Origin of the sequence: Paenibacillus sp. P22 (assembly GCF_000469945.2) — a bacterium.
Classification (GTDB): Bacteria; Bacillota; Bacilli; order Paenibacillales; family Paenibacillaceae; genus Paenibacillus_O; species Paenibacillus_O humicus.
Genome location: NZ_CBRA020000267.1, coordinates 1 through 10,711 on the forward strand (window position 1 = coordinate 1; position 10,711 = coordinate 10,711).

Annotated in this window: 8 protein-coding genes and 1 pseudogene; 5 read left to right on the forward strand and 4 right to left on the reverse strand. The window is 59.0% G+C overall.

What is annotated here, in order from left to right:
• Nucleotides 1–290 precede the first annotated feature (290 nt).
• Both BN871_RS25380 and BN871_RS25385 read left to right on the forward strand, forming a co-directional pair.
• The gene (locus BN871_RS25380; RefSeq protein ID WP_021881017.1) at nucleotides 291–485 is read left to right on the forward strand and encodes an aspartyl-phosphate phosphatase Spo0E family protein; all 195 of its coding nucleotides are present in this window, start codon (nucleotides 291–293) and stop codon (nucleotides 483–485) included.
• Nucleotides 486–2,231: a bifunctional diguanylate cyclase/phosphodiesterase gene (locus BN871_RS25385; RefSeq protein WP_021881016.1), complete on the forward strand. Its 1,746-nt coding sequence runs from the start codon at nucleotides 486–488 to the stop codon at nucleotides 2,229–2,231.
• A gap of 229 nt (nucleotides 2,232–2,460) precedes the next feature.
• Here BN871_RS25385 and BN871_RS25390 read toward each other — a convergent pair whose 3' ends face one another.
• The gene (locus BN871_RS25390) at nucleotides 2,461–3,312 is read right to left on the reverse strand and encodes a hypothetical protein (RefSeq protein ID WP_021881015.1); all 852 of its coding nucleotides are present in this window, start codon (nucleotides 3,310–3,312) and stop codon (nucleotides 2,461–2,463) included.
• A gap of 167 nt (nucleotides 3,313–3,479) precedes the next feature.
• Here BN871_RS25390 and BN871_RS25395 point away from each other — a divergent pair, with 167 nt between their 5' ends.
• Both BN871_RS25395 and BN871_RS25400 read left to right on the forward strand, forming a co-directional pair.
• Nucleotides 3,480–4,202 carry a response regulator transcription factor gene (locus BN871_RS25395; RefSeq protein WP_048749902.1) on the forward strand — a complete coding sequence of 241 codons (723 nt, stop codon included), beginning with the start codon at nucleotides 3,480–3,482 and terminating at the stop codon, nucleotides 4,200–4,202.
• Nucleotides 4,180–5,697, forward strand: coding sequence for a cell wall metabolism sensor histidine kinase WalK (locus BN871_RS25400; RefSeq protein ID WP_048749896.1), 1,518 nt, complete (start codon nucleotides 4,180–4,182; stop codon nucleotides 5,695–5,697). Before BN871_RS25395 ends, BN871_RS25400 begins: the two co-directional genes overlap by 23 nt.
• Before the next feature lie 123 nt (nucleotides 5,698–5,820).
• Here the strand turns inward: BN871_RS25400 and BN871_RS25405 are convergent, their stop codons facing one another.
• The 3 genes from BN871_RS25405 to BN871_RS25415 form a co-directional block, all read right to left on the reverse strand.
• Nucleotides 5,821–6,684, reverse strand: a complete 864-nt coding sequence (locus tag BN871_RS25405; protein WP_021881013.1) for a carbohydrate ABC transporter permease — start codon at nucleotides 6,682–6,684, stop codon at nucleotides 5,821–5,823.
• 13 nt (nucleotides 6,685–6,697) lie between these two features.
• Nucleotides 6,698–7,582 (reverse strand): carbohydrate ABC transporter permease, encoded by an 885-nt coding sequence (locus BN871_RS25410; RefSeq protein WP_048749898.1) that lies wholly within the window; start codon nucleotides 7,580–7,582, stop codon nucleotides 6,698–6,700.
• 93 nt (nucleotides 7,583–7,675) lie between these two features.
• Entirely contained in the window at nucleotides 7,676–8,920 is a 1,245-nt protein-coding gene (locus BN871_RS25415) for a sugar ABC transporter substrate-binding protein (protein WP_048749899.1), read from the reverse strand.
• A 293-nt stretch (nucleotides 8,921–9,213) separates the two neighbouring features.
• Between BN871_RS25415 and BN871_RS25420 the strand changes: the two are divergent.
• Nucleotides 9,214–10,711 (forward strand): annotated as a pseudogene (locus tag BN871_RS25420) (cellobiose phosphorylase); the annotation flags it as partial.

Sequence of the window (10,711 nt, forward strand, 5' to 3'; positions counted from 1 at the left end):
TGGCTCTGAACATCTCAATCGCTTTTTTATAGTTTCTATGAGTAAAACGCGAGCTGCTGCAAGTTTCTAAAAAAATGGCAATCAGTTGCTCATCGGTAAGCTCTTCGGCGTTTCTTCTCTTCGTTAAAAGCGATAAATGCGGATCTTGGCCCGGTATCGTAATCATGCTCGGGTTTCCACCAACTTCCATTTTTGCTTCGCACAACATGCATTGTACGAACTTATCATAACTCGTCGCTCGGCATTTTAGACAGACTCATTATTCCGTCTTTTAAGGCAGGTGGCGTTGCATGGATTTAGATGAAGAAGCTTTGATTGAATTGATTGAAACGACAAGAGACCGTCTGCTGGAGGCCTATCAGCTCCATCCTACTTTTCTGCATCCGCTAGTCATTCAATACAGCACGGAGTTGGACAGGCTGCTGGATCTGTACATGCATAAAACCCAGACTGCGCCGAGCCATACACCCAGAGGAGGTACGTAAATGCCGTTTGTTCATCGCCCTTTTCATTCTTACCTATGGGGGAGTCTCTTTCTATGCCTAGCCGTAATTACCCTGGGAGAATGGCTGATTCCTGCGCCTGGCTCCCAGATGGTCTGGCTGGTCTTCTTGATTCCGATCTTTATCTTTTCCTATGAATTCGGTTATAAGGGCGGGATATCCTTTACCTTCATCGGCCTCCTCTGCGAGGTGTTGATTACTTGGAATGATTTCACGGACGGAGATCTCCGTACGACCCAGCTGCTTCGAATTTTTGAAGCCATGATTGTCCTGCTGGCTTTTGCGGTCGCGATCAGCGCCCTTGCCCATCGCCTGCATAAAAAGCGCAAAAGACTGGAGCAGATGGCTTTCCGCGATCCTTTGACCAACCTTTACAACCGTACGGCCATCCAATTGGAGCTGGAACGTTTCGTCGACGAGAGCCGCACTCCTCAGCCGTCGATCTCCTGCGTATTCATCGATGTCGACGATTTCAGCTATATCAACGATACCTTCGGCCACGACGCTGGGGATGAATGCCTCAAGGAAATCGCCGAGAGGCTGCGCGAGGAGCTTCCGGAAAACTCGCAGCTGTGCGCCAGACTTGGCGGAGACGAATTCATCGTCGTCCTCCTCGATTCCAAAAAAAATCAAACGGAGAAATGGGCTCAGAATCTGATTTCCAAACTGTCCGGCTACCCCTATCTGCAGGCGTTGAACCTGACCTTCAGCGCCGGGATCGCCAGTTATCCCGATGACTGCCAATCCGTCACCGAGATTTTCCAGCATTCGGATGTCGCCATGTACCGAGCCAAACGCGAGGGCAAAAACCGTGTTCGAGCGTATATCAAGGAAAACAAGCTTGAGCTGCTCAGCGAAATGCGGCTGGAGCAGGAGCTCCGCGCCTCCTGGAGCAGGCGGGACTTCCAGCTTGTCTACCAGCCGCAAGCCGAGGTGGCCTCAGGAAAAATAATCGGCCTGGAAGCGCTGCTGCGCTGGGACCATCCGGAATACGGAAGCATACCGCCCGATACGTTCATCCCCATTCTCGAGCGTACGGATCTCATCGTGCCGATCGGCGAATGGGTGCTCCTCGAGGCATGCCGCATGGGCAGATTTTGGCAGAGAGCGGGCTTGCATGATTTGCGCATTGCCGTCAATATTTCCCCGGTCCAATTGAAGGAGCCTCTGTTTGCATCGGCCGTCAGCAATGCGCTGCGCCTTACGACCCTGTCCCCGCAGTCGCTGGAGCTCGAGATTACCGAGAGGATCGCCATGATCCACAGCGACACCTGCATCCAGAAACTCCGGGAGCTGAAGGACATGGGCATCCGGCTCGCGATGGACGACTTCGGCAGCGGGTACTCGTCCTTGAATTATTTGATCCGTTATCCCCTCGATAGGATCAAGCTGGACAAGGAATTCGTGCAAGCCCTGAACGATTCGGCCAATGACGCCGTATTGTTCGAATCTCTGATCGGTCTCTTGCATCGCTTGAACCTGAGCGTAGTGGCCGAGGGAGTCGAAACGCAGGAGCAGCTTGAATTCTGCAAGCTTCATGCATGCGATTTTGTCCAAGGATATTTGATCGGACGACCGATGAACGCAGAGCAGCTGGCGCATTATTTTCATGGAATGATCGAACAGCCGTCAAAAAGGGAAGGACATGAAAGGACTGAACATGAACATTCTGCCGGCAAGATCGAGACATCGACGCCGGTTCTACATAGAAGTGAAGTGACCTGCTAGGAGCTCCGAACTCTGCTGGCGAAGCTCGGCTCCAAATCCCGCGGCACAGCAGCCCCCTCCTGACTGACCCAGGCGAATACAGGCCGTCCAAGCCAAAAAAACCGCAAGGACGGACATCCAACATGTCCCATCCTTGCGGAATCCGGTCGCCATCAATCCTCATTGCGATTTTTCGGCCTCGCATTTCCTTGTCTACTCCTGCGGCTCTCTCTTTGCTGTATTCGATCCCTTACTTTTGCACGCTCAGACTTTCCAGCTTCTCGATCTGCTTCTCGTAGAGAGGGAGCAGCTTGGCGAGCGCTTCCTTGATCGCCGCGGCATCCCTGGATTCGGCGGCCTTGTCCAGCTCGATCCGGGCATTGAAGAACCCGGATTCGGCTGGAGCCGATGAAGTCACGCTGCTCACCATATCTTGTACCGGGGAGGTCTCTCCCGTCGAACCGGCGACATCTTTTTCGGCTTTGAGGGCCGGCACGGCGATGACGGCGCTTCTGCCCTCCTTGCCGCTAGGCTCGCCGGATTCCAGGTTTTCATGCTTGAAGGTCGCCGTGCCGGCCGGCGACAGGACCGCCGGCTTGGTCTGGATCGTGAAGGAGACGCCGTCCTTCGTCGTTTGGAATTCTCCGCCGCCTGCCGGAACGATGACCGCTGCCGCGCCGGCTTTACCGGACTTGAGCTCCCCGCCGGACTTCAGCGTCACGGAGCCGGCCTTGACGGCTGCGGCTCCGCTCTTGGCCAGCTTCTTCATCGCGGAATCGTACTTGTCCAGCGTCTCCTTCCAGGCATCCGCCGTTTCCGGGGCATACTGGCGGGCAAGCTCCAGCGGATCGGCCAGCTTGATCGCCTTCATGGTGGCGACGGCTTTGTCCGACGTGGATGCTGCGGTGCTTTCCGTTGCCGACAGGACGGCTGCCTTGCCGGCCGTTGCAGGCATGCTGCCAGCGCCTTCCTTTTCCAGAGAAGCGGCATACTGCTTGGTCAGCGTCGGGCTGATCGCGGCATTGGCCGCGACCGGGCTGGCCACGGCGGCTAGCAGGACGGCGGACAGGGCGACACGGCTGGCGATTTGGTTTGGTTTCATGATGGAACACTCCTTGGGATATGGGATGGCTGGTACGGTTCCCACTTTACGCCGAGGGTGTGGCAGCCGATTGGTGAATTTGTGGAAAAACGATGGCACGGGGCAATCCGCCGGAACGGGTTGTTATAATAGGGACAGAATTCCACCCGTTCAGGAGGGTTACCGTGCTGGATTATACCATTGCCGTCGTGGATGACGATCCCCATATACGCGAATTAGTCGAAGCTTATCTGCGCAAGGAAAATTACCGTACGATCGGGCTCGGCTCGGGCGAGGCCGCCTTGGAGCTGCTTGAAGGCGATCCCCCTCATATGTGGGTGCTCGATCTCATGCTGCCCGGCATGGACGGCTACGAGCTGTGCCGCCGCATCCGTGACACGGCCGAAGTGCCGATCATCATGATCTCCGCCAAGGACAGCGAGGTCGACAAAATTCTCGGACTCGAGCTCGGCAGCGACGATTACCTCGTCAAGCCGTTCAGCCCGCGCGAGCTCGTCGCCCGCGTCAAGCGCCAGCTGCAGCGGCTCCGCCGGCTGCAAGGCATGGAGGAAGCGCCGGCATCCGCCGTCCGCATCGATGCGGGGCCGCTGCTGCTCTTGCCCGAGGAAAGGAGGGTGTTCTGGCATAGCGAGGAGGTCGACCTGACCTCCAAGGAATATGCGCTGCTCCAGCTGTTCGCCGAGCGCCCGAACCGCGCTTACACGAGAGAAGAGCTGCTCGTGCAAGTATGGGGCGACGATTATTTCGGCAGCGACCGGGCGGTGGATCATCTGCTCAAGAGACTTCGCAAAAAGATTGCCGGACTGCCCGTCGAGGCGGTCTGGGGACATGGCTACCGGCTGCGCGCCGAGGAAGGGGGAGCCCGCCATGAAGCTGCTCCATCAAATTAACCTCGCTTTCGGAGCGGTGCTGATCGTCGTGCTCGGGACGGCCGCGCTCCTGATCCATTTCGTACTGCTCGACCATTTCATCGGCTCGCAGCAACAAGAGCTGCGGACGATGGGGGCGAGCATCGCCTCTTCCCTGGAGGTCAAGCAAGCACAGGCTTCATTCAGCAGCGCCGGGATGGCCGCCGTCCCTACGACGGATGCGATGAAGCCCGATTTGACGATCGGGAGCATCGGGAAGAGCCCGCTGATCGACACCGCCAAGGACAGTTTCCGGAGCAGCGGGACGGGCACAAAAACCTATAAGCTGCAGTCTCGGGCAACGGTTCTGGCAGCGGCCGACGTGCAGGCGATCGTGACCGATCCAAGCGGCAACATCGTGACCGACAGCGTCGCCCTACCCTCCGGCGTGGCCGCCGTGCCGGCCGAGCTGCAGGGAGTCCGGCTCTCCTCGCAATCTGCGCAAGCCGTGCCAGCCGCTGCGACGCTGAAGGAGCTGTGGACAGGCGCGGACAGCCGCTACATGGTGCAGGTCAACGAGGTTCCGCAGGGCACGCTCACTCTGCTCGCGCCGATGAGCAAGGTGAAGGCGCTGGAGCAGGCTCTGTTCGGACGCCTGCTCTTTGTGCTCGCCGGCGGAGGCGTCCTCGTCCTGCTGCTCAGCCTGTTCATAACGAAGAAGCTCATTCGTCCCCTCATGGAGCTGCGGGAGGAGCTGAGGAAGGTCAAGCAGCGCCAGTTCGCCGAAGTCCGGCTGATCCGAGCCGGCGGAGAGATCGGCTCCGTCGCCCGCACCGTCCATGAGCTCGCCGGGGAACTGGACCGCTACAACCGCGTGCAGAAGCAATTTTTCCAGAACGCGTCCCATGAACTCAAGACTCCGCTCATGTCGATCGCCGGATATGCCGAGGGCATCCGCGACGGCGTGTTCGAAGGCGAGAGCTCCCGGCGCGGCCTCGACATCATACTCAGCGAGAGCGGACGGCTCAAGAAGCTCGTCTCCGAGATGACGCTGCTCGCCAAGCTCGACAGCGAGGAGGATATATTCCGCTCCTCTCCGGTGCCTCTGCGGGAGCTGGTCGATGAGGCGAGGGAGCGGATGAACCCGATGCTGATGAAGAAAGGGCTCCAGCTTGTCGTGGAAGCCGAGCCGGATGCGGCCGGAGCGCTGACGGTCGAGGCGGACAAGGACAAGCTGCTGCAGGCGCTGCTCAATATCGTCGCCAATGCGGCTCGGCATGCTCGAAGCGTCATTACGATCCAGGTCAAGTCCCACTCCAAAGGCATCCAGCTCACGGTCGCGGACGACGGCACCGGCTTTCCCGAGTCGCTGCTTCCCCAGCTGTTCCACCGCTTCGTCAAAGGCAAGGACGGCGACACCGGCCTCGGCCTTGCCATCTCCCGCGCCATTGTGGAGCGCTGCGGCGGGTCCATCCGGGCCGGCAACCAGGCAAGCGGCGGTGCCGTCATCTCCATGGGCTTCCCAGCCTCCAGCTAGCCATGCCAAAAGAGCAAGAGCCTCCTTCCCGCTCGGGAAGGAGGCTCTTGCTTTTCCGGCTTTAGGCCATGCAGACTTTAAGCCATGCAGCTTTAGGCCATGAGGCCTTTAACCTTCCGGACTTTATTTCATGCCCGAAATATTGTAATTCTCGATGATGTGCTTCTGGAAGAAGACGAAGATGATCATGATCGGAACGACCATGAATGCCGCTCCCGCCATCTGCAGAGCGAAGTTGGTGCCATGCTGGCCCTTCAGCAGCGACAGGCCGACCGAAAGAGTATATAACTTCTCGTCGTTGGCGATGATGAGCGGCCACAGGAAGCTGTTCCAGCCCCCGATGAACGTGAGGATCGCCTGCACGGCCAGAATCGGCTTGGACATCGGCAGGACGATCTGGGCGAACAGCCGGTATTCGCTCGCCCCGTCGAGGCGCGTCGCCTCCATGATCTCATCCGGCAGCGTCGACATGAACTGGCGGAACAGGAAGATGCCGAAGGCGCTCGTGAAGCCCGGCAGCACGATGCCGAGCATCGTGTTGGTGAGGCTCACGCTGTTCAGGATCAGGTAGACCGGAATCATCGTCACCTGGCCCGGAATCATCATCGTGGCGAGCACGAGCAGGAACATTTTCTCCCGGCCCTTGAAGCTGTACTTGGCGAAGCCGAAGCCGGCCATCGCGTTCAGCAGCAGCCCGACGAAGGAGAACAGCGTGATGAGCAGCGTATTGGTCAGGTAGGTGCCGAAGTCCATCTCGGTGAACAGCTTGCCGAAGTTCTCGAACGTGAAGGATTCCGGCCACAGAGTCGGCGGGATGCGCTTGATTTCCCCTTCCGTCTTGAAGGAGGAGAGCAGCATCCAGATGAACGGCAAAATCATCGCGACGCCGAATACGGTCAGCACGATGCCGGCGGCCCACTGCTGCAGCTTATCCCGCGAGCGGCCGGTCGGGGCTGCCGATTGCGCTTGTTTAGGTGTCAAGGACATGACGGTAAGCCTCCTATTCCTCGGCTTGCTTCCGCTGGAGTCTCAGCTGGAGCAGGGTGACGGCAATAATGATGAAGAAGAGCACGAACGATCCGGCGGCGGCATAGCCGAAGTTGCTGAACTGGAAGCCGTTCTGGTAAATGAACAGAGACGCGGATACGGTGCCGTTGAGCGGCCCGCCCTGGGTCATGACGAAAGGCTCTTCGAAAAACTGCAGCCAGCCGATCATCGTCGTCACGCTGACGAAGAAGATGGCGAAGCGCATCATCGGAATCGTGATCCGGGTCAGCTGCTGCCAGTTGCTGGCGCCGTCCAGCTGCGCCGCCTCGTAGTACGAGCGGTCGATGCCCTGCAGCGCCGCGATGAAGATGATCATGTTGAGGCCGATGCTGCGCCACAGCGCCAGCAGGATGAGCGACAGCTTGGCGATCGTCGGATCGGTCAGCCAAGCCACCTTGTCGAATCCGAGCGACGTCAGGACGTAATTGAAGAGGCCGATGCCCGGATTGTACAGATAGCTCCAGACGACGGCCACGGCCACGACGTTCGTCACGGACGGCAGGTAATAGACGACCCGGAATACCTTGAACGCGCGCGAGCGCCCGAAGTTGATCAGCAGGGCGGCTCCGAGCGAGCAGGCGATGACGAGCGGCACGCCGATGACGACGTAGAACAGCGTGTTGCGCAGCGCCAGCAGGAAGACGGGATCGCCCAGCACATCGGCGTAATTCTGCAGGCCGACGAACTTGATGCTGGAGTAGTTGGCCAGCCCCGCCAAGTCCATGTCGGTCAAGCTGATGTAGACCGCGACAAGAATGGGCAGCAGGGAGAACACGGCTAGCAGGATGAGGGTCGGTCCGATGAAGACGTACGGCGCAGCCCTTGAAGGTCCTTTCATCCATCTCACTTCCTTTACGGTCCTGACGGAGGGCGGAGTGCAGATCAGCCGGCTGCCGGAGATTCCGGCAGCCGGCCCCTGGCCGTCAGCGATTTATTTGTCCAGCAGCTGCTGGGATTGCGCGTTGAAGTCTTTGAGCTGGGCATCGATATTTCCGTTCGCGCGGTAGATCTGCTCGAAGGTTTTCACGAAGTTCTGGGAGATGTTGTCCCAGGCTTTGACCAGCGGCATCGGCTCGGCGTTTTTGAGCTGCTCGCCGACAACGCTCATATTGGCATCCCCGCTCAGCTGCGGATCCTCCCATGCCTTCATGTTGGCCGGCAGCTCGCCGGTCTGCTTCATCCATTCCAGCTGGTTTTCCGGCTTGCTCAGGAAGGAGATGAACTTCATCGCTTCCGCCTTGTGGTCGGTGAAGTTGAAGACGGTCAGGTTGGAGCCGCCGAGCGAGCTCATGTTGTTCTCCTTGGAAGGAAGAACGGCCGTCGCCCATTTGCCGTCGATCTCCGGAATCTGGTCCTTGATCGTCTTGATCATCCAAGGTCCGCTGATGAACATCGGCACCATGCCGTCGCCGCCGAACGTCTGGGACGTATCGAGGCCGAGATCGATCGGCGCGTATCCGTTCTTGAAGAAGCTGTCCAGATAAGCGACCGTGTCGCGGTATTGCGGCTGGTCGAATTGCGCTTTGTTGTCCTCGATCAGCTTGGCGCCGTTCTGGCGGGCGAACATGAAGCTGAGCGTCGGCTCCTTCGGATCGAGTCCGATGCCGTACTTGTCCTTGCCTCGCTCGGTCAGCTTCTTGGAGGCGTCAAGCAGCTCATCCCAGGTTTTCGGAGCCTGATCGTAGCCGACGGATTTCAGCACGTCGGTACGGTAGAACAGAACTCTCGTTTCAGCCAGCCAGGGCACGCCGACGGTTTTGCCGTCGAACTGGGTGGAGGTGACGGTGCCCTTGAAGAAATGGTCCGCTGCAAGCTCGGGGTAGCTGCCGAGGTCGGCCGTCAGATCGGCCAGCGCTCCAGCCGCGGCGAACTCCGGCATCCAGGTCGTGCCCATCTGCAGCACGTCGGGACCTTTCTTCGAAGCGACCGCAGTCAGCAGCTTGTCGTGGGCGCTCCCCCAAGGAATTGCCTGAACCTTGACCGTAACGTTCGGATTCTCTTTGGCGTAGGCGGCTGCCATCTGCTCCATCGGCTTGCTGCTGTCTCCCATCGCCCAGACGGAGAGAGTGACCTTGCCTCCGTCAGCGGAGTCGCTGCCGCCCGAAGAGCATCCCGCCAAAGCGGTTCCTGCGAGCATGACGGCCGCGATGGCGGCGCTTGCAGTTTTCGTTTTCATTTGTATTTCCTCCCCTGGTTAAGTTGCCCTTTGCTCGATTGAAACGTTTCGAATTGAATTATAGATCAACTTGAAATCGCATTCAAGGCTTTTTTGTTGAAGATTTTTCCCTTCATATATAGCCGAATGTGGCACTTCCTCCTCTGAGAATCCGCTTACATTGATTTCAAATAAAGGTTTGACTTCATTTCCCACCTTTGTTTATACTCGGATTACGTGTTGTCGAAACGTTTTTATTATCTTTTTTCCAGATATGCAGGCGTTTCTTGTCTATCGAAAGGAGGAAACACCCTATGCCTACCCCGCAAACAAACGTTCAGCCAGCCTTGTGGAGACTGGAATCCGGGTCTTTATCCTTCTCCTTCCATCCTTCCGGCGACCTGTACGAGGCGCTTGGCGGCGGAATGATGCTCAACCAGCTCTTGTCCAGCCCCCTGGACGGATCGCTCAACAATCTGTTCCTGCGGATCCGCCGTCCGGGCGGCTTCTCCATCCATCCTCTGCTGGGCGTCTCCTCGGCGAGCGCCGTCAGCCGCCAAGGCCAGCGAATCACCTGGAGCGGCACCGCGGAAGAAGTCGCGTACGAAGTCTCCTTCCTGATGTCCTCCAGCGACAGCTGGTTCTGGGAGGTCAAGCTCGACTCCGCCGGCGTTTCCCTGCAGACCGATGTCATTTACGGCCAGGATATCGGCCTCGCCGCTCCGGCGGCAGTCCGCAGCAATGAAGCCTACTGCTCGCAGTACATCGACCATTCGGCCTACCGCGACGAGCGTTACGGCTGGAGGGTCTGCTCCCGTCAGAATCAGCCGCAAGGCGGATTGTTCCCTTACGTGCAGCAGGGCTGCCTCACGGGAGCCGAATCGTACTCGACCGACGGCTTCCAATTTTTCGGCCTCTCCTTCAAGGACAGCCACCGGCCCGAGGCGCTGAGCCTGGAGCGGCTGCCCTCCGAGGTCTACCAATACGAATTCGCCTACACCGCATTGCAGTCGAAGACGCTCGATCCGGCGAATGGCGCCGAGGCCGTCTTCTACGGGCTGTTCCTGGAGCATCATCCGGAAGCCGTCACGGAAGCGGCCTATTCCGATCGGCTGAAGGAAGCATGGCGGGAGGCCAGCCGCCTGCCCGCGGCAGACGGCCCTGCCGTGCCGGTGCCGCTCCGCTCCGCCGACCTCGGCGATCCGCTTCCCTCCCGGCCGCTGGCGCCAGCCGAGCTGGCGCAGCGGTACCCGGTCCGGCTGGAGGAGGAATACTCACGTGGCGAGCTGCTGTCCTTCTTCACCCCGGATTACGAGCATGTCGTGCTGAAGGCCAAGGAGCTCTCCATGGAGCGGCCGCATGGCCATATCCTGATGAGCGGAGCTCCGGACCGGGCAGCAGCCGAGATGCTCACCTCGACCGCTTACATGTACGGAGTGTTCCACTCCCAGCTGGTCGTCGGGAACACTTCCTTCAACAAGCTGATCGGCCATGCCCGCAGCGCTCTCAACGCCGCTCATGCTTCCGGCTTGCGCCTGTACGCCGAGGTCGACGGACAATACCGCCTGCTTGCCATGCCTAGCCTGTTCGAGATCGGCTTCAACTATGCCCGCTGGCTCTATGTTCTCGATGACGACACGCTGGAAATCACGAGCTTCACAAGCTCTTCCGCGCCGGATGCCGTGCTGGAGATCAAATCCGCCAGCCATCTGCCCCGCCGTTATCTGGTCACGGCGCAGATCACGATGAGCGACCGCGACTACGAGCTTCCGTACGCGCTCCGGCAGCAGGACGGCAGCCTCATCGTCTCCG

Excerpts from the sequence above, each read along its gene's own strand:
- BN871_RS25380 (WP_021881017.1), top strand. The coding sequence starts at position 291 with ATGGATTTAGATGAAGAAGCTTTGATTGAATTGATTGAAACGACAAGA.
- BN871_RS25385 (WP_021881016.1), top strand. The coding sequence starts at position 486 with ATGCCGTTTGTTCATCGCCCTTTTCATTCTTACCTATGGGGGAGTCTC.
- BN871_RS25390 (WP_021881015.1), bottom strand. The coding sequence starts at position 3,312 with ATGAAACCAAACCAAATCGCCAGCCGTGTCGCCCTGTCCGCCGTCCTG.
- BN871_RS25400 (WP_048749896.1), top strand. The coding sequence starts at position 4,180 with ATGAAGCTGCTCCATCAAATTAACCTCGCTTTCGGAGCGGTGCTGATC.
- BN871_RS25405 (WP_021881013.1), bottom strand. The coding sequence starts at position 6,684 with ATGTCCTTGACACCTAAACAAGCGCAATCGGCAGCCCCGACCGGCCGC.
- BN871_RS25410 (WP_048749898.1), bottom strand. The coding sequence starts at position 7,582 with ATGAAAGGACCTTCAAGGGCTGCGCCGTACGTCTTCATCGGACCGACC.
- BN871_RS25415 (WP_048749899.1), bottom strand. The coding sequence starts at position 8,920 with ATGAAAACGAAAACTGCAAGCGCCGCCATCGCGGCCGTCATGCTCGCA.